We start from the raw sequence: 26,056 nt of genomic DNA, 5'->3' as shown, positions 1-26,056 counted from the left end.
ACAAGGGAGGAACGCTGAGGTTCAAAGTCCCATATCGGCCAGGTCGTCGACGGTGTCCTTGTTGATGGTCACCAGCTGGTCGACGATGATGTCGTTGCCCTCCGGCTCGACCACGCCGAGGCCTTCGATCTCGTCACCGGCCTCGATCGTCTCGCCCTTCACGAGCATGTCGGCGAGCGTGACAAAAACTTCGCCGGCCTGTTTCGGATTCCACATGAAGCCGCCGGAGATGGCGTCGGACTTGATGAGCTTGCGCCCCTGTCCCGGCGAGAAGGGACCGAGCACGAAGACCTCGCCCACTTTACGGCGCTCCTCGATGGCACGACCGGCGCCGATCGGCCCCTGGCTGCCGAAAGCGAGAAAGCCCTTCAAATCGGGATGGGCCGACATCAGGTCGAGGGCGGTCGAGCGGCTCTCGTCGACATCCTCGGCGACGCCGTAGCGTTCGCCGACAAGTTCCATGTCCGGAAAGTTTTCCTCGAGATAGGCGATCGCCGCATCCGCCCATGCATTGTGGAGCGGCACCGTCAGCGAGCCGACGAAGACGGCATATTTGCCCTCGCCGCCCATCTTCTCGGCCAGAAGCTCGGCATGCGCCTCGCCGAAGCCGTCTGCGGAGGCGAGCTCGAAGTTCCAGTCCGCCCCCTTCTGCCCGGGCGACTCATGGGTGATGACGATGATGCCCTGCTCCTGCGCCTTGGTCAGCACCGGCTCCAGAACCGTGGCGTCGTTCGGCACCACTCCGATGACGTCCACGCCCTGGGCGATCAGGTCCTCTATAGCACGCACCTGCAGCGCCGGATCCGCACTCGTCGGACCGACCATGGAGGCGTCGACGCCGAGTTCTTCCGCTCTCTCCTCGATGCCGGCCTCCATGGCATTGAACCACGGAATGCCGCCGATTTTGACGACGACACCCACCTTCGGAGTCTCTTGGGCGTGGGCGCCGAAGGCTGCAGCCACGGAAACGGTGGCTGCGAAGGCAGCCGCTAACAGACTTTTCATGTGTCTCCTCCTCTGTCGGTTCCTGGGAACCAAGGGCCGGCGAAAGGCGCGGGCCCGGCGCAATAACGGCGAAGAATCAGTTTCCCGCCTCCCTTAAGAGCTGCTTTTCCACCAAGCAGCGCCACCACCGGCAAATCGTTCTTTCCTTTTTGCACAATCGATGGTGCAATGACTATCAGCCACAGATCGCCTTTCGTCAAGAGGCAAAGGCTTTCGCGGTACGCGCGGATGCCTATAGAGATGTCCGGGGGTTTCGGATGAAGAACGACAGCAAGAAAAAGGCGACGATCTACGACCTGTCGGTGCTTTCGGGGAGTTCGCCCTCAACCGTCAGCGCGGTGCTGAATGGCACCTGGCGCAAGCGCCGGATCAAGGAAAGCACGGCCGACCTCATCCGCCGGCTCGCGGAAGAGCATCAATACACGGCGAACCGCCAGGCCCAGGGCCTGCGCAATGCGCGTTCCGGCCTCGTGGGTTTGCTGCTGCCGATCTACGACAACCGCTATTTCTCCTCGCTGGCCCAGACCTTCGAGGCAATGGTCAGGGAAAAGGGTCGGTGTCCGATCGTCGCCAGCGCCAGCCGCGACCCGGAGGAAGAGCGCGAGAAGGCCGAGACGCTGATCTCCTATTCCGTCGATGCCTTGTTCATCTGCGGCGCCACCGATCCCGACGGGGTGCACGCGGTTTGCGAGAAGGCCGGCGTCAAGCACATCAATATAGATCTTCCTGGCACGAAGACGTCTTCCGTCATCAGCGACAACTATGCCGGCGGGCGGGCGCTTACCGAGGCGATCATCCGCCAGTTTCCCGCCGACAAGCCGCTTGCACCGGAAGAGGTGTTCCTTTTCGGAGGCCGGAACGACCATAACAGCCGCGAGCGCATTCGCGGGTTTCGCGCGGTCAAGCGGGAGATGCTCGGCGGCGACCCGGATGCGTGCATCCAGCCGACCGGCTACTCCCCCGAAAAGACGCGCATCGCATTCGAGGCGTTCTATGAGAAGCAGGATAAGCTGCCGCGCGCGCTCTTCGTCAATTCCTCGATCAACTTCGAAGGCTTCCTGCGCTTCATGGCCAATCATCCGCACGAGACGTTCTCGGAAATCGTGGTCGGCTGCTACGACTACGATCCTTTCGCCTCGTTCCTGCCCTTCCCGGTCATCATGATCCGCCAGGACATAGAAGCCATGCTGAGTGAGGCCTTCCGCGTGATGGAGGAACCGCCGACGGCGCCGCGCATCCATCTCGTCGCCCCGAAACTCATTGCGCCGCGGACCGCGCTCACAGGACCGCTCGACGCGCTGAAGGACATCGAACCGACCGTACAGCCAGGCGCCGATCTGATCGCACCGCGAGCAGAGGCATGAATGCCGACGGCGCGGGCAGCCCGTACGGAGCGCCGTAGCCGAAAACCTGAAACGGAAAAGCAGGACGTGTTCGAATACCGGCTCGCCAGAAAAGCCTTGAGCGATTTGCCGATTGAATGGCTGGGGCGGCAGGATTCGAACCTGCGCATGACGGTACCAAAAACCGTTGCCTTACCGCTTGGCTACGCCCCAACACCGGACCGCACGGCCGAGCCGCCGTCGAACCCCGCCCATATAGAGGGACCGGCGCCGCGACGCAACGCCCCATGCACGGCAAACAGGATCACTATACACGAAACGCTACAGTGGCTTGCGTTTGGTGATACCCGTGCTATTCGACCTTTGCTGCGAATGCTGATAGGAGAATGCCTCAATTCTGCCTGCCGCCGCGGGCAGAATTGATATGTATTACGCAAAGAGAGGGTGCGGTAATCCGTGATGGGGTGTCATAGACCATGACATTGGTTGGGATCCATCAATGGATTCACACGCGCCCGCGCCGCACGAAGCGGGCCCTGCTTCTTGCTGCCGATATCATCGGGCTGACGATGATTATCTGGCTCGCCTATTGCTTTCGCTTCGAGCGGCTCTTCATCCCCAACCGCGAGCAGATATTCCTGATTCTCGCCGGCCCGGCCATCGCCATTCCGGTTTTCGTCTATATGGGCCTCTACCGTGCCGTGCTGCGTTATCTGCGCGAGCGGGCGATCTGGACCATCGTCCAGGCCGTGACGATCTCGACGCTCATCTGGGTCTCTGTGGTCTTTCTCACCCTCTCCTACGGCGCGGAGGGCGTGCCCCGCACGATCGTCGTGCTCTACTGGATCGGCGGGATCGTGGCCGTGACCGGGAGCCGCTTCGGAATCAAATGGCTGCTGCGGCGCGGCCTGCCGCGGCCGAAGGAGAAGACGCGGGTCCTGATCTTCGGTGCCGGCGACGCTGCGGCACAACTCGCCGAGGCACTGCATGCCGCTGGCGACTGCCAGGTCCTGGGCTTCCTCAGCGACGATCCCAGCCTGCAAGGCATGGATATTCTCGGAATCCGCATTTATCCGACCGCGCGGATTGGAGAACTCATCACCAATATGGGAATTCACGAAGTCATCATCGCCACAACATCGTCGAGCACGCGCAAGCGGCGCGAGGTTGTGGCGAGCCTCGGGCAGTTCCCGGTCAAAATCCGGGTCCTGCCGCCGATCGCCGATCTGGCCGCCGGCAAATATCTCGTCAGCTATATCCGCGATATCGACATCGACGACCTGCTGGGCCGGTCGCCGGTCCCCGCCGATCCGGCATTGCTGCGCGCGCCGGTCGAAGGCCGCGTGATTCTCATCACCGGGGCGGCGGGCTCGATCGGCTCGGCGGTTTGCCGCACCGTCGCCCAGGCCAATCCCGCCAAGCTCATCCTGCTGGATTTCAACGAACTGGGCCTCTACCAGATCGAGCGTGAACTGCGCCGCTACGGCGCCTTCCCATTGGTCGCTGTCCTCGGCTCCATCACCGATGCGCGCCTTCTGCGCCGCGTCCTGAACGAGCACAAGGTCGAGACCGTCTACCATTGCGCCGCCTACAAGCATGTCTCCCTCGTCGAGGAGAACCAACTCGAAGGCGTGCGCAACAACGTGATGGGCACGCTCACGGTGGTGAAGGAAGCCTGCGCCTCGACCGTCGAGAACTTCGTCCTCATCTCTTCCGACAAAGCGGTGCGGCCGAAGAGCGTGATGGGCGCAACGAAGCGCTGGGCGGAACTGATCGTGCGCCACTACGGGATGCAGGCGGCACGGAAGAACGGCAAAAGACGGGTTTTTTCCTGCGTGCGGTTCGGAAACGTGATCGGCTCCAGCGGCTCGGTGGTGCCGCTCTTCAAGGAGCAGATCGCCGCCGGCGGTCCGGTGACGCTGACCCATGAAGGCATGACCCGCTATTTCATGTCCGTGCGCGAGGCCGCGGAACTGATCGTTCAGGCGGGCGCGCTGTCCACCAGTTGCGACATCCTGCTGCTCGACATGGGCGAGCCGGTGAAGATTCGCGACCTGGCGGAAGATATGATCATGCTTGCCGGCCTCACCGTGCGGGACGCGGACAATCCGGACGGCGACATCGAGATCGTCACCATCGGTATGCGCCCGGCCGAAAAGCTGTGCGAGGAGCTGTTTTACGATCCCTCCGGCGTCACGGCGACGCGCCATCCCAAGATCCTGCGCGCCAAGCCGCAGGATGGCGTTGCCGGGGGCGTGCCCGCCATGCTGAAGCAGCTCAGCGATGCGATCGAGAGTGGCAACGAGGCGGAGGTTAGGCGCGTACTCTTCGAGCAATTGAAGGAAAACGACAGCGAGCGGGCGAACCAGGCTTTGCCGCAGCACGCTGTCGAGACGACCACGCAACTTCGGCATTCGGCCTAACGAAAAGGAGCAGCCGTGGCGCAATCCGCAGCCGACGCCTTACGGCAGGAATATCGGCCTCATCGTCCCAAACGCATCTTCGATCTCGTCCTGGCCGTTCCGTTTGCCGCGCTGTCCCTGCCCGTGTTGGTCCTGATGGCGGCGATTATCCGCGTGTCGTCGAAAGGTCCGGTCGTCTACGCGCAGACACGGGTCGGCCGCCATGGCATCCCGTTCCGATGTTACAAGCTCAGGACGATGCACGTGGACACACCGTCCGTGCCGACCCACGAGATGGCGCCCAACGCCGTGACGCCGGTCGGGCGATTTCTGCGGCGGACGAAGCTCGACGAGCTCCCGCAGTTGTGGAATGTCTTGCGGGGGGACATGTCGCTTGTCGGGCCGCGCCCCTGCCTTCCCGAACAGGAGGAATTGATCCACCATCGGCTGCATCAGGGGGTGCTCGCCGTGGCACCAGGCATGACGGGTCTGTCGCAGGTGCGCGGCATCGACATGTCGAATCCGGCGCTGTGCGCAAAGACCGATGCGGAGTATCTGCGCAACTGGTCGCTCGGCCGCGATGTATCGCTCCTGGCGCAAACCTTCTGGCGGTCGTAGCGGCTTCGGGAAGGCCGGAGCCGATCTCACTGCAATTGTCTAAACCCGGTTGCGCCGCGAAAGCACCTTTTCCCAGTCAAGCGCATGGGTGACGATCTCCTCGAGGTCGTCATGGGCCGGCTTCCAGCCGAGCTCGGTAAAACACCGCTCTGCACTGGCGACGATCTCGACGGCATCGCCCGGCCGGCGCGCGCTCTTCCGCACGGCGAAATCCGTTCCTGCCACGCGCTTGACCGTGTCGATGACCTCCAGCACGGAGAAGCCTCGCCCGTAGCCGCAATTGGCCACCAGGCTGCCGCCCCCCTGTCTCAGGCGCTGCAGCGCCAGATAATGCGCGTTCACCAGGTCCGAGACGTGGATGTAGTCGCGCACGCAGGTGCCGTCGTGCGTGGGATAATCATCGCCAAAGACTTCCATATGCGGGCGCTTGCCGGCGGCCGTCTCGCAGGCGACCTTGATGAGATGCGTGGCGCCGCGGGTGGATTGACCGGAGCGCTGTCCTGGGTCGGCGCCCGCTACGTTGAAGTAGCGCAGGGCCGTGTAGGCGAAGTCGTGGGCGGCGGCGACGTCGCGCAGCATGGTCTCGGTCATGAGCTTCGATGTGCCGTAGGGCGACTCGGGCGCGAGCGGATCGTCTTCCGTCACCGGGTTGCTGCGCGGCGTGCCGTAGACGGCGGCGGTCGAGGAGAAGATGAAGTGCTTCACGCCGCACCGCACCGCGCTTTCGATGAGGGCGCGCGACTTGACCGTATTGTTGAGATAATAGCCGAGTGGGTCGGCGACGGATTCGGGCACCACGATCGACCCGGCGAAATGGATGATCGCATCGACGCCGCGGCGCTCGATCGTCCGCTCTACCAGCGCCTGGTCGCCGACATCGCCCACGACGAGTTCGGCCGCCTGCGGCACCGCCCAGTCGAAGCCGGTGGACAGCCGGTCCACCACCACCACCTCTTCGCCACGGTCGAGCAACTCCCAGACCATGTGGCTGCCGATATATCCGGCTCCACCCGTCACGAGCACAGTCAAGGCGAACATCCCTCCTTTATAGGAAAAGGGCCATGGGGCAGGCCGCGCCCATGGCCCTCACACGTTCTCCACGGTGGACGGTCAAGCCCGGCCTAGACCCAGGCCCCTTAAGGCGGCCCAGCCCGCCGGCACGAGACAGGCCGCGAGCGCCGCCTTAACGAGATCCGGCAGGATGAAGGGCAGCACGCCGAACTGCCATGCGCCGTCGGCGCCGATCAGCACGGAAAGCCAGGCAAATCCGAGGAACAGGAGCATTGCCTGCGCCAGGAACATCACCGCTCCGAGCTTCAGGACGTTGCGGTCCCAGCCGCGATCGGCAGCATAACCGACCATCGCCGCCATGACGACGAACCCAACGAGGTAGCCGCCCGTCGGCCCAACCATATAAGCCAGGCCAATCCCCTTTTCGGGCGTGCTTTGAAACACGGGAAAGCCCATGGCACCCTCGGCCAGATAGAGCAGGAGCGTGGCCACGCCGAGCCGCAGGCCGAAGGAGGCGGCGATGAGCAGGATCGCCAGGTTCTGGAGCGAAAGATCGACCGGTCCCAGCACCACCTTGGTCTTGGCGGCCAGTGTCAAAAGCAGCGTGCCGCCGACGACGGCGAGCGCTTGTGCGGCGATGCGCGCCGTCCCGGAGCGGGGCAAGGCAAGAGATACGAGCGATCGAGAAGCTATCGCCTGCGACATGGAACCTCCGTGGACTTCTTCTGATGGATGCGAACTGCTTTCTCTATATTCGCTTCCGTGCGCAGCGGCAATAAGCCGACGCCACGCCGACGCTTGTCAGGGCGCAAGCATCCTGAGCCACTCGTCAAACGAACGCGTCGCCTTCTGTTCGGAGGCGGGTTCGGCCTGCGTGAGGGCCGATGTCGCGACCGCGTTGCGCGCCTCGCGCGGGCTATAGCCGAACTCGTGGCTGAAGGCGCGGCTGAAATTCGCCGCCGACTCAAACCCGACGGATTGCGCGATATCCAGGATGCGCTGGTCGTTCTCGGGATCGCTGAGCGCGGCGTGTGCGGCGATCAGCCGGCGTCGGCGGATGTAGTGAAGGACACCGCCGCTGGGCTCGAACAGTTGGTAAAGACGGGTACGCGAAATACCCAGGTCCCGGGACAGCGCATCGGGCGTCAGATCCGCTGAGTGAAGGTTGCGGTGGATATGGCGGCGTGCGCGCTCCATCAGGCCGGGATTGGCCTGATTCTCCGAAGTCGGTTGCTGGCCGGCAACCGCGGAAAGGCAGGCCACCACCATATCCCTCACCGTTTGCACGACCCGTGGCAGGTCCTGCGCCGAGAGGCTGTCCAGCGTGGCCTCGACGCTGCCGACATAGTCGGTCAAAAGGGTCGCCAGATTGCCCGACAGGATCGAGTTGTTCGCTCCGTCCAGCACGGCCGGCTTGTCGGCGAACAGGTCGCGCGGCATATAGATGAGTACCGTTTCGCAATCGAGCGCGCGCCCGCTGAAAGGCTGGCCGAGCGATCTGAACTCGACCTGACCCGGCGCGCCCTCTGCCACCTCTCCGTTCACTTCCGTCCAGCTATGCCCGCTGCGCGGGATGCTCAGATACCAGTGATCGATGGGGCTGGCGCGTAGCCTGGCAGACGAACGGACATAGCTGTGAGCGGGCGTACGCTGCTGGACGAAGAGGATCTCGCCCAGGTGCCAGGCCGTGTGATCGGCAGGAAAGCCGCCATCGATGCTCGTGCCCTCGGGCAGGCGGATATCCACCAGTGAGGCGACGTAGGCTTGCCAGGCATCAAACTGGTGCGCCGGCTCGAGTGCGCGGGTGGAAAAGTGCAACGGATTGAGTACAGGCGGAGCCGGTGCATGGGGCGGTGCCTGACGGAGAGTGCGCGGCCAGCGGCGGCGCTCATGCGCCTGATGGTCGGACGAGTCCGTGCCTTGGCCAAAACCGCGCCCAGGCTTCCACACACCGTCCGACATTCAGCTCACCTGCCTCCAAACGTCATAAAATTCTTCTGATAAACCAATCAGCCGATTTTGAGGCGACGGACGAGTATCCACAGACCGGTCGCGAGAAAGTTGCAGGCGGATACGGCGGCGGACTCGCCATCGACCGCGTAGGCGCGGCCACCGTCGGTTTTTTCGTAAAAATGTACATGTTGATAACTTTCCGGACGAACCGATAACGACACGCCCCTCTTGTCCGTATATCAGAATTATCAAGCTTTCCCCTCGTCCTCCGAAAGAGGACAGGAAGACATTCGTGAATAAGCAAGCTGCCCGCCGCATAAACGGGACAGTATTCTTGCGCCTTGGGGAAGGCATAGGACAATACAAATAGTGAATTGGGGCTGATCGTGGGTATTATTTACAATGCGCAATCCCGTGTGGCCGTGGCGCAGGCACCGCGGCGAATCCTCGTCACTGGCGGTGCGGGCTTTCTCGGTTCGCATCTGTGCGAAAGACTACTGGAGGCCGGGCACCACATTATCTGTGTCGACAATTTTTCAACCGGGCTGATGCGCAATGTGCGGCATCTGTCGCGCTACAACTCCTTCAGCATCGTCAATCACGACATCGTCGAGCCGCTCGATATCGAGATCGACGAGATCTACAATCTCGCCAGCCCCGCCTCTCCTCCGCACTACCAGGCCGATCCCGTTCATACGACCCGGACGAATGTCATCGGCTCGCTCAATCTGCTGGAGCTGGCTGAAAGCCGAAACGCCCGCATTTTCCAGGCTTCCACCTCGGAGGTGTACGGCGATCCGCACGTTCATCCGCAGGTCGAGAGCTACTGGGGCAACGTCAATCCGTTTGGGCCGCGTGCCTGCTACGACGAGGGCAAGCGCTGCGCCGAAACCCTGTTTCACGATTTTCGGGCGCGGCGCGGGGTCGAGGTCAAGATCGCCCGCATCTTCAACACCTACGGTCCGCGCATGCGTCCCGACGACGGGCGCGTGGTGTCGAACTTCATCGTCCAGGCGCTCAAGGGCGAGGATATCACCATTTACGGCGACGGCACCCAGACCCGCTCCTTCTGTTATGTGGACGACCTGATCGAAGGCTTCATACGCCTGATGGGTACGGAACCCTCCTTCAGCGGTCCGGTGAACCTCGGCAATCCCGGAGAATTCACCATCGCCGAGCTGGCCGAGCAGGTCGTCGAGATCACTGGGAGCCGTTCGCGCATCGTAAACCGCCCCCTGCCAGTGGACGATCCGCGCCAGCGCCGCCCCGACATCACGCTTGCAGAGCGTGTGCTGGGATGGCAGCCGCGCGTGCCCCTGTCCGAGGGGTTGAAGGATACGATCCTCTATTTCGAGCGCGTCCTCGCACAGTCGGACCGCGAGCGCGAAGAGGTGGCCTGATGCCCGCGCGCAGAATCCTCGTCACCGGCGGCGCGGGCTTCATCGGTAGCCACACCGCCAAGCTGCTCAACTCCCGCGGCATCGAGCCGATCGTCTACGACAATCTGACGACGGGCAACCGTTCGGCGGTGCGCTGGGGCCCGTTCGTGCACGGGGATATTTTGGACACGCTGCGTCTGGTCCAAGCGATCGAGCAATACGAACCCGTCGCGGTGATCCATTTTGCGGCATCGGCCTATGTCGGAGAGTCGGTCCAGGACCCGGCGAAGTATTATCGCAACAACGTGTCCGGTACGCTGTCGCTGCTGGAAGCTTGCCGACTGGCCGGCATCGACAAGGTGATCCTCTCCTCCAGCTGCGCCGTCTACGGCGTGCCGGAAATTTTGCCGATCAGCGAGACCACGCCGCAGCATCCCATTAATCCGTACGGACGGACGAAGCTGATCACCGAGCACATGCTGCGTGATCATGCTGCCGCCTTTGGTCTGCGCTATGTGGCGCTGCGCTATTTCAACGCCTGTGGCGCCGACCTCGACGGCGAACTCGGCGAATGGCACGACCCCGAAACACACCTCATTCCGCGCGCCCTCCTGGCCGCAAGCGGCAGGATCCCGCATCTGGAGGTGTTCGGCGACGACTACGCAACGCCCGACGGAACCTGCATCCGCGACTATGTCCACGTCGCGGATCTGGCGCGGGCGCATCTGCTGGCCTTCGAGCACCTGGTCGGCGGCGGGGAAAACCTGGCCCTTAACGTGGGGACCGGACAGGGTTCCTCCATCAAGGAAATTCTCTCGGCCATTCGCAAGACGACAGGGCGCGAGGTCCCGGTCACCTTTCGCTCCCGCCGGGCGGGCGATCCGCCGGCGCTCTATGCCGATCCGACCCTTGCCCGCAGCATGCTCGGCTTCAAGACGCGCTATTCCGACGTCGAGACGATCGTACGCACCGCCGCCCCATTCTTCGGCCTGGAGGCACGGGCATGAAGCACGTTGCGGCAAATGACGTGACCGGCTCCCACGCGCTGGGCGCGGATCCGACGCACGAACCGCTCATGGTGCCGCTCATCAGCGGATACCGGCGCGTGGAATATCTGGCAGGCGTCGCCCTCTGGATCGCAGCACTGGCCTATTTCTGGGCCTGGTGGCTGCGTCCGGAGCACCATTTCAGCACCTTCGGTTCCGTCCTCGTCACGGCCGTGATCGCCTGGGTTACGCTTCTGCCGGGTTATTTCATCGCCATCTTCTATCGGGCAAGGAAGCCGAACGGCCCCTTGCGCCTGCCGGCCGGCAGGCGCATCGCCATGGTGGTTACCAAGGCGCCGTCGGAGCCCTTCCCGGTGGTCGCGGAGACGCTGCGGGCGATGCTGGCGCAAGACGTGCCACACGACACGTGGCTCGCAGACGAGGATCCCTCCCCCGAAACGCTCGACTGGTGCCGCCGGCACGGCGTGTTCGTGTCCACCCGCAAGGGGCGGGCGGACTATCACCGCACGAGTTGGCCACGGCGCACGCGCTGCAAGGAAGGCAACCTCGCCTTCTTCTACGACCACTACGGCTACGAACGCTACGATTTCGTGGCTCAGCTCGACGCCGACCACGTGCCGGAGCCCGACTATCTCTACCAGATGTTGCGCCCCTTCGCCGATCCGGCCATCGGCTATGTGTCGGCGCCCAGCATCTGCGACAGAAACGCCGCCGAAAGCTGGTCGGCGCGTGGGCGACTCTATGCGGAAGCGAGCATGCACGGGTCATTGCAGGCCGGATACAACGGTGGCCTGGCGCCGCTGTGCATCGGCTCGCACTACGCCGTGCGCACCGCGGCGCTGAAGGAGATCGGCGGGCTCGGACCCGAACTCGCCGAGGATCATTCCACGACGCTGATGATGAACGCCCACGGCTGGCGCGGCGTCCATGCGCTGGAAGCGATCGCCCACGGCGACGGGCCGCGCACCTTCGGCGACCTGGTCACGCAGGAATTCCAGTGGTCGCGCAGCCTCGTCATGCTGCTCCTGCAATATTCTCCGAAGCTGGTCGGGCACCTGCCGCCGCGCCTGCAGTTCCAGTTCCTCTTCTCGCAGTTCTGGTATCCGCTCTTTTCGGTGTTCATGGCGCTGATGTTCGCCCTGCCCATCCTGGCGCTCCTGCGCGGCGAGAACTTCGTGGCAGTGACGTATCCGAGCTTCCTCGCCCATTTCGCGCCGCTCTCACTCGTCCTCGTGCTGCTTGCATTTCGCTGGCGAGCCACCGGCTCCTTCCGGCCACTCGATGCGAAGATCCTGAGCTGGGAATCCATGCTCTTCCTCTTCGCGCGGTGGCCTTGGGCGCTGGCCGGATCGCTCGCTGCCCTGCGGGACTGGATCACCGGCTCCTTCGTCGATTTCCGTGTCACGCCGAAGGGTGGCTCCGAAGTGGATCCGCTGCCCCTGCGCGTCCTGGCGCCTTACGGCTTTCTGTCCATCGCCTCGCTGGTCCCGGTGCTTCTGGTGAACGATGCGGGAGAAACGCGCGGCTTCTATCTCTTCGCCATCGTCAACGCAGTGGTCTACACGACGCTCCTTTGCGTGATCGTCATCCGGCACGCCCGCGAAAACGCCGTGCGCGTGACGAGCCGCACCTATCGTCCGGCAATGGCCGCCAGCCTTTTGGCTCTTCTCGTTCTGCCAAGCATCGCCACGGCTGAGCGCGGGAAGGAAGGGCTCGAGGCGCTTGCCTGGGGTGCTGGCAGCTTCCGCCTTTTCGAGGAGCGCTTCTCCGTCGCCGGTGCCGGCATCGGCGGAACGGATCTGCGCAGGACCGTTTTCCGCCCCCACTGGCTTCCCCCCAAATCCGGAACCTCAAACGAAAACGAGTCGTGAAATGAAAATCGCAATAATAGGAACGGGTTACGTCGGCCTCGTCAGCGGCACATGCTTCGCCGAATGGGGCCATGAGGTGGCCTGTGTCGACAAAAACGCCGAAAAGATCGCCGGGCTCAATCAGGGGAAGCTCCCCATCTACGAACCCGGCCTCGACGAACTGGTGGAGCGCAACACCGTCGCCGGACGCCTGTCCTTCACCACAGATCTGGCGGAAGCGGTGCAAGATGCCGCCGCCGTCTTCATCGCGGTCGGAACCCCCTCGCGCGCCGGGCACGGCGATGCCGATCTCTCCTTCGTCTATATGGTCGCCAAGGAGATTGCGCCGCTGCTTTGTGACGGTGCCGTGGTGGTCGTCAAATCGACCGTTCCGGTGGGCACCGGCGATGCTGTCGAGAAGATCATCTCGACGGTGCGCAGGCCGGGCAGCTTCTCCGTCGCCTCGAACCCCGAGTTTCTCCGCGAGGGCGTTGCCATCCGCGACTTTCTCGAGCCCGATCGCGTGGTGATCGGTGTCGAGGACGCGAACGCGCGCGCGGTTCTCATGGCGCTCTACAGCGGCCCGCTTGCCGAAGACGAGTCTCCGATCGTGGTCACCCAGCGCCGCACGTCGGAACTGATCAAGTATGCGTCCAACGCCTTCCTGGCCACGAAAATCACCTTCATCAACGAACTCGCGGACCTTTGCGAGCAGGTCGGGACCAATGTCAGCGAGCTCGCCCTCGGCATGGGGCTCGACAAGCGCATCGGCACGAGCTTCCTGAATGCCGGGCCGGGCTATGGCGGTTCCTGCTTCCCCAAGGACACGCTGGCGCTCCTGCGCACGGCGCAAGACCACGGGGTGGCGCTGCGCATCGTCGAGGAGACGGTGACGGCGAACGAAGCGCGCAAGCGCAAGATGGCCCTGAAGGTGCTCGATGCCGTCGGCGGCGATGTCGACGGCATGACGATCGCGGTCCTGGGCCTGACCTTCAAGCCCGACACGGACGATATGCGCGACGCCCCCTCGGTGCCCCTGATCGAGACCCTGCAGCGCTTCGGCGCCACCGTCCGCGCGCACGATCCGGTGGGGATGGAAAACGCGGCCCAGATCCTCGAGGACGTGGCGCTGTTCGAGGACCCATACGAATGTGCCCGTGGCGCCGACGCCGTCGTCATCGTCACCGAATGGGAAAGCATCCGCCGCATCAATCTGAAGCTTTTGCGGCAGCTCGTACGCAGCCCCGCGCTGATCGACCTGCGCCACACCTTCGAGCCGGGCGCGGCGGAAGCCTGCGGCTTTCAGCTTTTTGCAGTCGGACGGCCGACGCAGCGCGGTGGCGATACCGCCGCGATGATGACCACCGCCAGGAGCAACAGGGAGCCGGCGGGCTACAACGGAGGGCGCAACCGATGAAACGAACAAGACGCAACCAAACCATGTGTCTCGCCCTCGTCGCCGCGGCGATGCTGGGCGGGCCCGGCAAGGCCGCCGGCGAGGAACTACCCGACGACGCGCGGCTCATGAGCGCAGTGGAACTGCACGGGATTTACCACGACAAAAGCTGGAAGTGGTCGGAAGGCGCGGCTTACCTGCGCGACGAGGGGCGTTCCTTCATCGCCTGGGCCGGTACCGGCGAGTCTGCAAGCTGGGCCGAGGGCCGGTGGATCCTTACCGACGAAGGAGAACTGTGCCTGAAAGGCGAATGGCACAGCCGAACGGGCGTCTATCCCGATGAGACCTGCTTCGTCCACCGGATCCATGAAGGCACCGTCTACCAGAGGCGCGAGCCCTCCGGGGACTGGTACGCCTTCCTGACGGAGGACGACGAGGAATCCGACGCGTTCACCAAGGATGATCTCGTCTCCGGCAAGCTGGAATCCATCCGGCAGACGCTGAAGGCGGGAATGGAAAGCGAAGAAGCATCATCGCTCGCAGAAGCGGGCGATGAACAGGACGGAGAAGGGCAATGAGAAGAACACCAAAGACTATCGCACTTTCGATCGCCGCCTTGATGGTCTCGGCGGCCGTCGTGGCGGCTCCGACACAGCCCCGCGGGCTGCCGAATCCCGATTCGCCGACGGCCCGCGAGCCGTCGGACAAGCGGCCGATCATCACCGAGGACTCGATTGTCTTCGGCGCTTACGACCCGCACGGGGATTTCAGCGAGGATCCGAACTCCGAGGTCGAACACCTCTTCCTTCCGTGGGAGGACGTGGACCTGTCGACCCTGTCGATCGCCGACGCCTATGCGCGCGAGCGCGGGCGGTCGCTCCTGATCACCATCGAGCCGTGGTCCTGGTCGATCGACTGGCGGCTATCGCCGGAGGAACTCTATCGCGGCATCGCCAACGGCGCCTACGACGCCAACATGGCGGCGATCTGCACGGAAATCTCGAAGCTCGAAAGCCCGGTTGTCATCCGCTGGGCCCAGGAGATGGACGAGATCGACAACCAGTTCACCTGGGCGCACTGGCGGCCGCAGGAATATGTGGCGGCCTACCGCCGCTCTGTGACGGAGTGCCGGAAACACGTGAAGGATGCCCGCTTCATGTGGTCACCGAAGGGCAACGAGGGTCTCGAGGCCTTCTATCCCGGCGATGAATACGTCGACATCGTCGGCCTCTCTGTCTTCGGCTATCAGACCTACGACCAGGGCGAGACCGGCCGGGACTGGACCTTCATGGAGCGGCTTGCTCCGGGATACGAACGTGCCGTTGGCTTCGGGAAGCCCATCTGGGTGGCCGAACTCGGCTATGAAGGCGATCGCTCCTACGTCCGTAACTGGGCCGAGAACGTCGCCAAGCCTCACCCGCAATTCCCCGAACTCGTCGCTGTCGTCTACTTCAACGACCGCGAGGTCTATCCGTGGCCGAAGGACTATGGCCGCCCCGACTGGCGGGTGGTCCAGCAGGCCGTCAACTGAGGCGCAAGCTCAAACCGGAGAAAAACGAATGTCAATCCGACCGATAGCGCTGGCACTCGGCCTTCTGGCGGCAGCCTCCTGCGGTGCAGCCGCCGCACCGGAAGACTTTGCCAAGAAAGCCGAGGCAGGCTCACCGCTTTCCAGCGGTGAACTCTACCAGATCTACAACAACCGCTCTTGGCTATGGGATCAGGGCGGGGGCTTCTTCTCCGTGAAGGAGCGCCGCTTCACCGCCTGGGCCGGCAGCGGAGCCGATGCATCCTACGGCATCGGCCTCTGGTTCATCACCGAGCCGGGCAAGCTGTGCTTCCGGGCCAAATGGCACGCCCGCGAAGGCGCCGCACCTGCCGTGACCTGTTTCAGCCACCGCAAGAACGACGACGTCATCTATCAGCGACGCGAGCCGGACGGCGACTGGTATGTCTTCAGGGACGTACCGGCCAAGAGAAGCAACGAGTACGCGAAGTTGCGCAAGGGTGACCATGTCAGCGCCCGCCTGAAGAGGATCGAGGCGCGGATGTCGTCCGACCGCTAGAGCAATTCCAGGAAAAGTGGAAGCCGGTTTTCCGTCCGGAATTGCGTTGAATCAAATGGTTAGATCAGCTCACCGTTTCCATGAAACAGTGAACTGATCTAGGCCTTGGGGAAGGGGGCACCATGGTCCGCCGGCGCTAGCCGGCGGGCCATGGCCGCGTTTCAGCGGGCCGATGCCTGCCGCAAGTCGACCACCGCCGAGGCGGCGATGCGCCAGTCCGGCGAACCATAGCCGTATGGCCAGTAATGCGGCTCCTTGTCGTTGAAATAGACGATGCCTTCCAGCAGCGGGAAAGAGCGCCGCCATCCTGCCGGATCGAGCATCTCCGACAGCCACCTGCGGCGATAATCCTCCGTGCCGGCGACCCCCAGTTCCGCAATGACGATCGGTTTGCCGAACCGGACCACCCGCCGGTAATTTTCCTGGAGCGTTTCGGCGAAACCGCGTGGCCTGCCGTACCAGTGCCGGTCCCACGCCTCCAGCCCCCAGATCGACACCCCGACCATGTCCACATGGGCGTCGCCTGGATAATAGGCTGCGAGATGGCGCTGTCCCTTGGGCGACCAGATGAAACGAGCCCGGGGGGCAATGCGTCTGCACGATGCGACAAAGTAGCGATAAGCGGCGATATAGCCGCGCGCATCCTTGCGCGCCCATGGATAACGCTCGCTGGGCTCCTCCATCTCATGGCCCCAACGGACCCACTGCCGCCCGGGGAAGGAAGCCACGGCGCCGCACACCGAGGCGATCTCTGCATCGAAGCGGCCGTTCTGGATTTCCTCGAAAAGGCTTTCGCCGCCGTCGCGCCAGTTCACCGCCTTCGTGTAGGGCTCGACAGTAACCATCAGCACCCGCCCCCTTTGGGCGGCGATATGCATCTTTCGGGCAAGCATCGCTTTGTCGAGTGCCTGCCAGTAGACGAAGACGTGCTCGATGGCGGCTTGTTCCGAATGATGAAAGCCGCCGTGCGGATCGTAAACCCCGAAGAGCGGTGCCCGGTCGTCGGCCGGTTCATCCGGTGCGATGGCGGTTGTCCTCATCCGGTCGATGCCCTGCACAGGTTCGGCCGAGCCCATCCCCGTCATTCCCAGGCACAAGGCAAAGGCGAACGGTATCGCGATACGCTTCAGCATCTCGACGGTCCCTCCCCGCTGCTTATCGCAGAAAGCAACTCGACGTCCTTCCGAAGCCACTCGGCGTGCAGATGTAGGGCGCACGGCCGAGATAGCGAGCGCTGGCGACCTTTACCGCCGGCTGGCCCGCACTCTTTTTGTGCCGGACCGTCTTTTTCAACTGCGGGGCCGGCGCCGCTGCCGACTCCTCGGCCTCGACCGAAACCGACGAGGTCATCGTGGTATCCGGCATTGCGGCACAACCGGCGAGCATGCTCAGGCAAATTGCTGGAACAATGAATGTCGCCGTCGATATGCTTTTAAACTTAAAATCCGGTCGACGTGTGCTCACTTTTATTTCTTTTTCCATGACTACGCATCCCCATCCCACTATTGGTCTCAGTATTTTTACCTTAACCGACCGGATTTAAATTGCCGTGGAAGCGCGAGTAAAAATTCGAAACTTCGAATAATGAGTTTTTTAATACTTATGCGCGGCTTACCGCCCCCCACGGGGACGGACCGCAACCATCGAGAAGGGCTGTCGCGAACAAAGAGCGTGCTGCTAGACTGACGGGAGCTCGGCCGTCAAAGATGGCCGCGGGCGCTGCGCAAAACGGGAGAAATCACCATCGAATTCGATACACGCTTCGAGCCTGAATACGGGCGGCCGGTGGACGTGGCTCCGGGCGTACAGCGTCTGACGGCTCGCAATCCGAGCCCTTTCACCTTTCGCGGCACGAACTCCTACATCGTCGGCAACGAGACACTCGCCGTCATCGATCCGGGGCCGCAGGACGAGGCACATCTTCGGGCCCTGCTCGCCGCCATCGGCGGCCGGCCGGTGAGCCATATCTTTGTGAGCCATACGCACCGGGATCATTCGCCGCTGGCGCGGCGCCTGGCGGAAGCCACTGGAGCCCTGGTCGCGGCGGAGGGGCCGCATCGCCCTGCCCGCCCGCTGCGCGTGGGCGAGACCAATCCGCTGGACGCCAGCGCCGATACGGATTTCAGCCCCGACATCCAGCTTCCCGACAACGCTCTCGTGGAAGGTGAGGGCTGGGCGATCCGGGTCGTCCATACGCCAGGTCACACGGCCAATCACTGCGCGTTCGGACTGGAAGGCACTGGCATCGCCTTCTCCGCCGATCACGTGATGGCGTGGTCAACGACCATTGTCGCCCCGCCCGACGGCGCGATGGCGGACTTCATGGCCTCTCTCGACCGGCTGATCGCGCGCGACGACCGCTTCCTGCTGCCCGGCCACGGCGGTCCGGTCGCCCGTCCGCAGCAATTCCTGCGCGGTCTGAAGACGCACCGTAAAATGCGCGAGCGCGCCATTCTCAAACGGCTGTTCTCGGGCGACAGGACCATACCGGAAATCGTCGGGGCCATTTACCGCGACACGGACCCCCGGCTGCACGGGGCGGCGGCGCTGTCGGTTCTGGCACATCTGGAAGACCTAGTGGCGCGGGGCCAGGTCCAAGCGGAAGGAATGCTGTCGCTCGACGCCGCCTTTCGCCCGGCCTGAGCGGTCAGCTTCCGAGCCTCTCCATGCGCCTGTCGAGATCGTTCAGGAAGCGCCTGATCCGCTCCGCATTCTCCCCCATGTCGTGCCGGCCGTAGCGAGAGGCCGAACGCATGTCGACATATGTCGCATTCCAGCGCTCTTCGATGCGGATGGCCACATCGGAGGGGAAACCAAGAAGATAGGAGCGACCGACCGCCTCGATCGTGACGTCGCCGGTGCCGTCGCCGGCGGGCATGGGCGACAACAACCACCAGCCACGGCTTTCGACGAGTTCCAGGACGGTGTCCACCACGACATTCCTGGCATGTTCATAGCGCCGTCCGGCGATGTCGGGATAGGCATCCGCCTGCAGCAGCGCGTCATCCTGGCTTATCGCTCCGAGCCGGTTCATCGGCGGCGCGCGCAAAGCGGCGGCGGCTTCGAAACGCGGCGGACGCGAGATGTCCGTCGAAATGTCCATCAGTTGCGGGTGTATGACGATCCGGTAGCCGGAGACAGCATAGGGCACGAGCACGAGCGCCGAAAACACGGCGCCCAGGCTCGCCGCCTTCAGGCCGGCCACGCCGCGCTCCCAGATCTGTACGAAAGCGACGATCGCCAGACAGAGACCGCAAAAAGCCAGGAATCCCACAATTCCGAGAAGCCAGAGGAAGGGCACCGTTTCGACGAGGGCGAAGCGGTGCGCCAGGGCGGCGGTGAGGAAGAGGACGGCCGAGAAGGAGCCGAGCCGGCGCGCCCATGGCGCGGCGGGCGCACTGCGTCGTTCCAGAATCGCCCTCATCGAATCTCCCCACAGCCATCTCCCTCATTGTCACAGTTGTGCAACGGACCGGCAAGCGATCACGTGAACAGTGCTGTTGCAAAAAAGTTTGATACCGACCGGCATGGCACGCGGGCTCCACCACTGGCACCATCAACTTCGAATCGCCCGATCTCATTGTCCTGGAACCTTTTTCGGGCCAGTGCGTTGTGTGTCTCCACGTGTGTAGAGTGTCCGTACAAATATGGAAACGTTGGCCAAAGAAGAGACGCAAACGCCTACGCCGCCTCTGGAAATCGTCGAGCTGGAACTCGCGCTGCGTCACCAGGACTTCGTGGATATCGGCTTCGAAGGCGCTGTCATGCAGGCTTTGGAGCGGATTGGCGGAAAGATGCTGTTTCACATGCGCATGAACGGCCTTGCCGACTGCGACTGGGTCGCTGCGGTGTCGCTCGATGGTGGCGGCGAGCGCAAGGTGGCACTGGTGGCGCAACCCATCGACGGCGGACCGCTGAGGGTTGAGGATGCCGAGGCCAGCGATCTTCCCGTCGCCGGCATTGCCCGGGCTTACGCAAACGTGATGCGGCAGCTCGGCTCCGATGACTGAGGGACGGGAAAGCAGCGAATCCGACCTTTGTTCCGGATGGTGAGACAATGCAGCAAGCCAGACCATCGCCCGGTTTCCGAAGGAACCCCGACAAGAAGATCACGATCGCACCCCATGCCCGCGCCGTGACGGTGTCTGCGGGAAGCACCGTCTTGGCGACAACCCGACAGGCCAAGCGCCTCGAGGAAGAGGGCTATCCGCCGGTGCTTTACATTCCTTTCGACGATATCCGTTTTGCGGCGCTGGAGCGAACCGAGACCAAGAGCCATTGCCCCTACAAGGGCGATGCAAGCTATTGGCGCCTGGCCGAAACCGGCGCGGCGCCGGATGTCATGTGGGCCTATGAAGATCCGTACGAAGAGATGCTGGCCATCAAGGACCACGGCGCCTTCTATGCGGACCGGGTCACTTTCGAGGAGCACTGAGTACTCTCGTCCCTATTCTCCACGGCACGCGGCCTGCGCCGCCGCGAGACGGGCAATTGGCACGCGGAAAGGAGAGCAGGAAACGTAATCAAGCCCCACTTCCTCGCAGAAGGCGATAGAAGCGGGGTCGCCGCCGTGTTCGCCGCAGATGCCAAGCTTCATCGCCTCGCGCACCGCCCTGCCCCGTTCCGCGCCGATCCTGACCAGCGCGCCCACGCCTTCCACGTCGATGGAGACGAAGGGATCCTGCTCCAGAATGCCCTTCTGGCGGTAGATTTCCAGAAAACTGCCGGCATCGTCACGCGAGATGCCGAAGGTGGTCTGGGTGAGATCGTTGGTGCCAAAGGAGAAGAACTCCGCCTCGCGGGCGATCTCTCCGGCGCCCAGCGCCGCGCGCGGCAGCTCGATCATGGTGCCGATCAGATAGTCGATCTCGGCGCCCGCCTCGGCGAGCACCTCCTTGCCCACCTTCTCGATCATCGCCTTCACGAGCGTGAACTCGGCCGCGATGCCGACCAGCGGCACCATGATTTCCGGCACGACCGGCGCGCCGGTGGTGCGCGCAGCCTCGGTCGCCGCTTCGAAAATCGCGCGCGCCTGCATCTCGGCCATCTCGGGATAGCAGATCGCCAACCGGCAGCCGCGATGGCCGAGCATGGGATTGAACTCGTGCAGGGCCTCGGTGCGCTGGCGCAGCCGGTCCGGATCCACATCCATGGCGGCGGCGACCTCGGCAATCTCCTCTTCCGTCTTGGGCAGGAATTCATGGAGCGGCGGATCGAGCAGGCGGATGGTGACGGGAAGACCGGCCATGATCTCGAACAGCTCGATGAAATCGGCCCGCTGCATGGGGAGGAGCTTGGATAACGCCCTGCGGCGCTCCTCTTCCGTGTCGGACAGGATCATCTCGCGCATGGCGAGGATCCGATCGTCGTCGAAGAACATGTGCTCGGTGCGGCATAAACCGATTCCCTCCGCCCCGAAGGAGCGGGCGGTGCGGGCATCGGTCGGCGTGTCGGCATTGGCGCGCACCCCCATGCGGCGCACCGCGTCCGCCCATTCCATGATGGTCGAGAAGTTGCCCGAAAGGGTCGGCTGGCGCATCGGCACCTTGCCCGCGAGCACCTGGCCGGTCGAGCCGTCGATGGTGATCACGTCGCCCTTCCTGAAGGTCCGTCCGAGAGACGACATGGTGCCGGCGCGGTAGTCCACGCGGATGGTGCCGGCGCCGGCGACGCAGGGCTTGCCCATGCCGCGGGCAACCACGGCGGCGTGGCTGGTCATGCCGCCGCGCGTCGTAAGGATGCCCTCTGCGGCATGCATGCCGTGGATGTCCTCCGGGCTCGTCTCCACGCGCACCAGGATGACAGAGATGCCGCGCGCCTTCATCTCCTCCGCCTCGTCGGATGAGAAGACGATCTCGCCCGTCGCCGCCCCCGGGGAAGCCGGCAGGCCGGCGGCGATCATGTCGCGCTGGGCATCGGGATCGATCGTAGGGTGAAGCAACTGGTCGAGGGCGGCGGGGTCGATGCGGCAGACGGCTTCGGCGCGCGAGATCAGCCCCTCATTGGCCATGTCCACGGCGATCTTGAGCGCAGCCGCCGTGGTGCGCTTGCCGGAGCGCGTCTGCAGCATCCACAATTTGCCGCGCTCGATGGTGAATTCGAGGTCCTGCATATCGCGGTAGTGGGCCTCGAGGCGCTCAGCGGTCTTCACGAAAGTGGCGAAGACCTCCGGCATCAGCTTTTCGAGCGAGGGTTTGTCGGAGCCTGCCTCCAGCCGCGCCGCCTCCGTCAGGCTTTGCGGTGTACGGATGCCGGCCACCACGTCCTCGCCCTGCGCATTGACGAGAAACTCGCCATAGAGCGCTTTTTCGCCGGTCGAGGGGTTGCGGGTGAAGGCGACGCCCGTGGCCGAGGTCTCGCCCATATTGCCGAAGACCATGGCCTGGACGTTCACCGCGGTGCCCCAGCTTTCGGGAATGTCGTGCAGGCGGCGATAGGTGACGGCGCGCGGGTTCATCCAGCTCGAAAAAACCGCGCCGATGGCGCCCCAGAGCTGCTTGCGCGGATCCTGCGGAAAAGGTTCGCCGAGCTCGCTTTCCACGCGCTCCTTGTAGAGGCGCAAGATGCGGCGCCAGTCGTCGGCGGAGAATTCCGTATCGACATCATAGCCGAGGCGACCTTTCTCGTCGGCCAGGATCTCCTCGAACACTTCATGATCGAGGCCGAGGACCACGTCGCTGTACATCTGAATGAAGCGGCGGTAGCTGTCATAGGCGAAGCGGGCGTCGTTTGCATCGGCGGCCAAGGCCTCCACCGTCGCATCGTTGAGGCCGAGATTGAGCACCGTGTCCATCATGCCCGGCATCGACGCGCGCCCTCCGGAACGCACCGAGACCAGAAGAAGACGCTCGGGATCGCCGAAGCGCCGGCCGGCGATCCGCCCCACTTCCTCCAGCGTTTTCTCGACCTGGGCTTCAAGCTCCGGCGGATAGGTGCGGCCATTGGCATAGTAATGGGTGCAGACGTCGGTGGTGATCGTGAAGCCCGGCGGCACCGGCAGACCGAGGCTGCTCATCTCGGCCAGGTTCGCTCCCTTGCCCCCCAAAAGATTCCGGTCGGATGCCCGGCCTTCGGCCTGTCCGTCGCCGAAACTGTAGACCCACTTCGTCATGCCGCCTCCCGATGGATCGCGTGTGTGCTGCTCCGCGTCAGACAGCGTTAAGGGCCGCCCGCGGCAATGGCAAGACGCTCCGCCGGACCCTAATCGATTTGGGTATCCGGCACGCATCAGCTTCTCGGCTTGACGCTTCACATGAAGTGGGGCAACATAAGAACATATCATGAACATTCAGGAGAGAGTCATGCGTGAGACGGGAAAGCTCGACTATATCGAAATGCCGGCCACCGGAGGCGCACTCGACAGCGTCAAGGCGTTTTACGCCAATGCGTTCTCGTGGTCGTTCACGGACTATGGCGCGAGCTACTCCGCCTTCAGCGAAGGTCTGGACGGCGGCTTCTACGGCAGCCCGCTCGAAGGGACGGACAAGCCCCTGCCGGTCCTCTATTCGCGCGCGTTGGAGGATACGCTGCGGCGGGTGGAAGAGGCGGGCGGGCGGATCGTCAAGCCGATCTTCTCCTTCCCCGGTGGCCGGCGCTTCCACTTCACCGATCCCGCCGGCAACGAGCTGGCCGTGTGGAGCGAAACCTAGTCTGGTGCCTATTTCGCTTCCGGGGCGGGAAGCTCTGCCATGATCTGGCGGAGCCGGCCCGTGGCGAGCGCCACGTCCGGCGCCTTCTTGAGCGCGATCAAGTAGCGCAGGCGGAACTCGTTGTCCGCCCCGCCCTCCTCGCCCAAAAGCCGTGCCGCCTCGTTGCGGAAGGGAAGAAGATCGTCAGGGCTGGCGATTTCACCGGCGGTCAGCATTTCGTCGAGCCGCACGATGAGCTGCGAGAGGCCGTTCGTCCACGCAAATCGGGGATCGCCGATCACGGCGAACAGCAGCGTATACGGATTTTGCAGTGTTTCGTCGTCACCCGCCTCGGCGAGAATGAGCGCGCGGTGGAGGGCCTTGAGCGCCGAGGACAGGTCCTCGCCTAGCGCCGATGCGGAATTCGTCGGTTCCATGTCGCTGCTCCTGTTCAGAAGCTTGTGGCGAGAAGTATCATACCCAGGGCTTTGACATCGACTGTTTTGCGACTGGAAAGGTTCCGGAATGGATCCTCGGGCCGAGACCGCCCCGCCAGCGTCGTTCAAGGACCGCTGATCTCACCCGCCCCATTCCGTGCGCGTATCCCCGCGCCTGCTCAGCTCGCCTCGCGCAAGCGTTCGGCCGTCTGCAGATCCACCGAGACGAGCTGGCTCACCCCCTGCTCGGCCATCGTCACGCCGAACAGCCGGTTCATGCGCGCCATGGTGATCGGGTTGTGGGTGATGATGACGAAACGCGTCTCGGTGGATGACGCCATCTCGTCCATCAGATTGCAAAAGCGCTCGACATTGTGGTCATCGAGCGGTGCGTCCACCTCGTCGAGCACGCAGATGGGCGCGGGATTGGTCAGGAACACGGCGAAGATCAGCGCCATCGCCGTCAACGCCTGCTCGCCGCCGGAAAGCAATGTCATGGTCTGCGGGCGTTTGCCGGGCGGCCGGGCAAGGATTTCAAGCCCCGCCTCCAGCGGGTCGTCGGATTCGACGAGCTGCAGCTCGGCCGTGCCGCCGCCGAAAAGATGGGTGAAAAGGCGCTGGAACTGGCCGTTCACCACGTCGAACGCCGAAAGCAGCCGTTCGCGTCCCTCCCGGTTCAGGTTCTGGATGGCGTGGCGCAGCTTGCGGATCGCCTCGATGACGTCGTCGCGTTCGGAGACCAGCGTGTCCAGCCGCTCTGTAAGTTCGTTCTGCTCTTCCTCGGCGCGCAGGTTGACAGCCCCCAGCCGCTCGCGCTCGATCTTCAGCCTCTCCAGCCGCTTTTCGACCGCCGCCATTTCCGGCATGGGGTCGTCCGGCGAAAGCTCCGCCTGGCGAAGGACGAGATGAGGCGGCACGTTGAGCGCTTCCTGGATGCGTGCCTCGGCCTCTTTGCGCCGCTCCTCGGCCGCAGCCTCCCGCTCTTCGGCGCGGGCGCGGGTTTCGCGTGCGGACGCCAGCGCCTGGATCGCTTCGGCCGCGTGCTTGTCGAGTTGCGCCTGCCGGTTTTCCGCCTCCTGCAGCTTATCGGCAGCGGCGTTGCGCACGGACTCGGCTTCGGCGATCTGCGAAAGCAGCGTGCGCCCGCGCGCCTCGATCTCGTCCGGCGCATCGGCGAGTTTCTCCAGCTCGCCCGCCGCCTCGCCGCGCCGTTCCTTGAGTGCGGTGATCTGCTTGTCGGCGTTATCCGCGCGCGCGGTCCAGCTCTTGCGCTCGTCGGCAATGGCCGCCAGGCGCCGTCTACGGTTCTCCGCCTCCCGCTTCAGCCCGTCATGCGCGGCGCGGGCTTCCGCCGCCTTGCCGCGAGCCTGCGAAACCTCCGCCGACACCTCTTCGAGCTGACCTTGCAACCTGGAAAGGTCCGGTGCCTCGGCGAAGGCGGCTTCCGCCTCCGCGACGGCCTTCAGTGCTTCCTCGTGGTCTTCGGCCAGCCTGACGCGTGATTCTTCCTGTGCCGTACGGCGGCTCGCCAGCTCGCCGGACGCCTTTTCCGCCGCCGCCAGCGCGTCACGCGCGGCACCGACTGTGCGCTGGCACTCGCGCAGGCGCTCGCGGGCGCCGCGTTCGGCCTCCACCGTCTCCTTCACGGCCGCCTCTGCACGCGAAAGCGCCTCTTCCGCCTGTCCGACCCGTTCCTTGGCGGCTGCGGCTTCGCGTTCCAATTCGGAAAGCCGGTTCTTCTGCGCCAGACGCTGGGCAGCCGCCGTCGGCGCGTCGGCGCTGGCGGTATAGCCGTCCCAGCGCCACAAGGCACCCTTACCGCTCACCAGCCTTTGGCCGGGCTTCAGAAGTGCCTGCAGGCGGGATCCGTCCGCGTCCTCGGCAATGCCGATCTGTGCAAGGCGGCGGGCAAGCTGCGCCGGCGCCTGCACCACGTCGGCCAACGGGCGGACACCGGCAGG

The 26,056-nt window shown here is 64.0% G+C and carries 24 protein-coding genes and 1 tRNA gene; 14 read left to right on the top strand and 11 right to left on the bottom strand.

From position 1 onward, the window contains the following. Positions 1-21 precede the first annotated feature (21 nt). Positions 22-1,005: an autoinducer 2 ABC transporter substrate-binding protein gene (locus ACFP9U_RS10635; protein ID WP_378621223.1), complete on the bottom strand. Its 984-nt coding sequence runs from the start codon at positions 1,003-1,005 to the stop codon at positions 22-24. 257 nt (positions 1,006-1,262) lie between these two features. Between ACFP9U_RS10635 and ACFP9U_RS10630 the strand changes: the two genes are divergently transcribed. Then, entirely contained in the window at positions 1,263-2,369 is a 1,107-nt protein-coding gene (locus ACFP9U_RS10630) for a LacI family DNA-binding transcriptional regulator (RefSeq protein ID WP_378621221.1), read from the top strand. A 117-nt stretch (positions 2,370-2,486) separates the two neighbouring features. On the opposite strand, the gene ACFP9U_RS10625 is transcribed toward ACFP9U_RS10630, so the two are convergent. Further along, positions 2,487-2,561: transfer RNA gene (locus tag ACFP9U_RS10625), tRNA-Gln, on the bottom strand. Between the two features lie 263 nt (positions 2,562-2,824). Between ACFP9U_RS10625 and ACFP9U_RS10620 the strand changes: the two genes are divergently transcribed. Further along, positions 2,825-4,771, top strand: a complete 1,947-nt coding sequence (locus ACFP9U_RS10620) for a polysaccharide biosynthesis protein (RefSeq protein WP_378621219.1) — start codon at positions 2,825-2,827, stop codon at positions 4,769-4,771. 15 nt (positions 4,772-4,786) lie between these two features. Beyond that, positions 4,787-5,368, top strand: a complete 582-nt coding sequence (locus tag ACFP9U_RS10615; RefSeq protein ID WP_378621218.1) for a sugar transferase — start codon at positions 4,787-4,789, stop codon at positions 5,366-5,368. Between the two features lie 39 nt (positions 5,369-5,407). Here the strand turns inward: ACFP9U_RS10615 and galE (ACFP9U_RS10610) are convergent, their stop codons facing one another. From galE (ACFP9U_RS10610) to ACFP9U_RS10600, 3 genes are all read right to left on the bottom strand, one after another. Beyond that, positions 5,408-6,397 (bottom strand): UDP-glucose 4-epimerase GalE, encoded by a 990-nt coding sequence (gene galE / locus ACFP9U_RS10610; protein WP_378621244.1) that lies wholly within the window; start codon positions 6,395-6,397, stop codon positions 5,408-5,410. An 81-nt stretch (positions 6,398-6,478) separates the two neighbouring features. Beyond that, positions 6,479-7,084, bottom strand: coding sequence for a biotin transporter BioY (locus ACFP9U_RS10605; RefSeq protein ID WP_378621216.1), 606 nt, complete (start codon positions 7,082-7,084; stop codon positions 6,479-6,481). Positions 7,085-7,180: 96 nt separating this feature from the next. Continuing rightward, the gene (locus ACFP9U_RS10600) at positions 7,181-8,341 is read right to left on the bottom strand and encodes a helix-turn-helix domain-containing protein (protein ID WP_378621215.1); all 1,161 of its coding nucleotides are present in this window, start codon (positions 8,339-8,341) and stop codon (positions 7,181-7,183) included. A 377-nt stretch (positions 8,342-8,718) separates the two neighbouring features. Between ACFP9U_RS10600 and ACFP9U_RS10595 the strand changes: the two genes are divergently transcribed. The 7 genes from ACFP9U_RS10595 to ACFP9U_RS10565 all read left to right on the top strand — a co-directional run bounded on the left by ACFP9U_RS10595 (position 8,719) and on the right by ACFP9U_RS10565 (position 16,030). Continuing rightward, the gene (locus ACFP9U_RS10595) at positions 8,719-9,732 is read left to right on the top strand and encodes a UDP-glucuronic acid decarboxylase family protein (RefSeq protein WP_378621212.1); all 1,014 of its coding nucleotides are present in this window, start codon (positions 8,719-8,721) and stop codon (positions 9,730-9,732) included. After that, complete coding sequence (galE, locus tag ACFP9U_RS10590; protein ID WP_378621211.1) at positions 9,732-10,718, top strand: UDP-glucose 4-epimerase GalE; 987 nt, start codon at positions 9,732-9,734, stop codon at positions 10,716-10,718. Before ACFP9U_RS10595 ends, galE (ACFP9U_RS10590) begins: the two co-directional genes overlap by 1 nt. 68 nt (positions 10,719-10,786) lie before the next feature. Further along, a complete protein-coding gene (locus ACFP9U_RS10585; protein WP_378621242.1) occupies positions 10,787-12,589 on the top strand; it encodes a glycosyltransferase family 2 protein in 1,803 nt (600 codons plus the stop codon). Position 12,590: 1 nt separating this feature from the next. Further along, positions 12,591-13,985: a UDP-glucose dehydrogenase family protein gene (locus ACFP9U_RS10580; protein WP_378621209.1), complete on the top strand. Its 1,395-nt coding sequence runs from the start codon at positions 12,591-12,593 to the stop codon at positions 13,983-13,985. Next, complete coding sequence (locus ACFP9U_RS10575; RefSeq protein WP_378621208.1) at positions 13,982-14,542, top strand: DUF995 domain-containing protein; 561 nt, start codon at positions 13,982-13,984, stop codon at positions 14,540-14,542. Before ACFP9U_RS10580 ends, ACFP9U_RS10575 begins: the two co-directional genes overlap by 4 nt. Further along, complete coding sequence (locus ACFP9U_RS10570; protein ID WP_378621206.1) at positions 14,539-15,495, top strand: glycoside hydrolase family 26 protein; 957 nt, start codon at positions 14,539-14,541, stop codon at positions 15,493-15,495. The genes ACFP9U_RS10575 and ACFP9U_RS10570 overlap by 4 nt, the downstream gene beginning before the upstream one ends. A 28-nt stretch (positions 15,496-15,523) precedes the next feature. Then, positions 15,524-16,030, top strand: coding sequence for a DUF995 domain-containing protein (locus tag ACFP9U_RS10565; protein ID WP_378621205.1), 507 nt, complete (start codon positions 15,524-15,526; stop codon positions 16,028-16,030). Between the two features lie 161 nt (positions 16,031-16,191). On the opposite strand, the gene ACFP9U_RS10560 is transcribed toward ACFP9U_RS10565, so the two are convergent. Next, the gene (locus ACFP9U_RS10560; protein WP_378621203.1) at positions 16,192-17,163 is read right to left on the bottom strand and encodes a glycoside hydrolase family 26 protein; all 972 of its coding nucleotides are present in this window, start codon (positions 17,161-17,163) and stop codon (positions 16,192-16,194) included. Positions 17,164-17,185: 22 nt separating this feature from the next. Beyond that, the gene (locus ACFP9U_RS10555; protein ID WP_378621202.1) at positions 17,186-17,512 is read right to left on the bottom strand and encodes a hypothetical protein; all 327 of its coding nucleotides are present in this window, start codon (positions 17,510-17,512) and stop codon (positions 17,186-17,188) included. 255 nt (positions 17,513-17,767) lie between these two features. Between ACFP9U_RS10555 and ACFP9U_RS10550 the strand changes: the two genes are divergently transcribed. Further along, on the top strand, positions 17,768-18,673 hold the full coding sequence (locus tag ACFP9U_RS10550) for an MBL fold metallo-hydrolase (protein WP_378621240.1): 906 nt from the start codon (positions 17,768-17,770) through the stop codon (positions 18,671-18,673). A gap of 4 nt (positions 18,674-18,677) precedes the next feature. Here the strand turns inward: ACFP9U_RS10550 and ACFP9U_RS10545 are convergent, their stop codons facing one another. After that, positions 18,678-19,454, bottom strand: a complete 777-nt coding sequence (locus ACFP9U_RS10545) for a DUF1499 domain-containing protein (RefSeq protein ID WP_378621200.1) — start codon at positions 19,452-19,454, stop codon at positions 18,678-18,680. A gap of 223 nt (positions 19,455-19,677) precedes the next feature. Between ACFP9U_RS10545 and ACFP9U_RS10540 the strand changes: the two genes are divergently transcribed. Then, positions 19,678-20,040, top strand: coding sequence for a hypothetical protein (locus ACFP9U_RS10540; protein ID WP_378621199.1), 363 nt, complete (start codon positions 19,678-19,680; stop codon positions 20,038-20,040). A 47-nt stretch (positions 20,041-20,087) separates the two neighbouring features. Continuing rightward, positions 20,088-20,465 carry a DUF427 domain-containing protein gene (locus ACFP9U_RS10535; protein ID WP_378621197.1) on the top strand — a complete coding sequence of 126 codons (378 nt, stop codon included), beginning with the start codon at positions 20,088-20,090 and terminating at the stop codon, positions 20,463-20,465. Positions 20,466-20,477: 12 nt separating this feature from the next. Here ACFP9U_RS10535 and ppdK read toward each other — a convergent pair whose 3' ends face one another. Next, positions 20,478-23,141 carry a pyruvate, phosphate dikinase gene (gene ppdK / locus ACFP9U_RS10530; RefSeq protein ID WP_378621195.1) on the bottom strand — a complete coding sequence of 888 codons (2,664 nt, stop codon included), beginning with the start codon at positions 23,139-23,141 and terminating at the stop codon, positions 20,478-20,480. A 190-nt stretch (positions 23,142-23,331) separates the two neighbouring features. On the opposite strand from ppdK, the gene ACFP9U_RS10525 reads away from it, so the two are divergent. Then, positions 23,332-23,679 (top strand): VOC family protein, encoded by a 348-nt coding sequence (locus ACFP9U_RS10525; RefSeq protein ID WP_378621193.1) that lies wholly within the window; start codon positions 23,332-23,334, stop codon positions 23,677-23,679. A gap of 8 nt (positions 23,680-23,687) precedes the next feature. Here ACFP9U_RS10525 and ACFP9U_RS10520 read toward each other — a convergent pair whose 3' ends face one another. Next, positions 23,688-24,095 (bottom strand): hypothetical protein, encoded by a 408-nt coding sequence (locus ACFP9U_RS10520; RefSeq protein ID WP_378621192.1) that lies wholly within the window; start codon positions 24,093-24,095, stop codon positions 23,688-23,690. Between the two features lie 179 nt (positions 24,096-24,274). Then, a partial coding sequence (locus ACFP9U_RS10515; protein WP_378621190.1) for a chromosome segregation SMC family protein occupies positions 24,275-26,056 on the bottom strand: 1,782 nt, incomplete at its 5' end.

Source organism: Nitratireductor sp. GCM10026969 (genome assembly GCF_042660605.1).
Taxonomy (GTDB): domain Bacteria; phylum Pseudomonadota; class Alphaproteobacteria; order Rhizobiales; family Rhizobiaceae; genus Chelativorans.
Note: the sequence above shows the minus strand (reverse complement) of the source record. Positions and strands in the feature narration are given on the sequence as shown.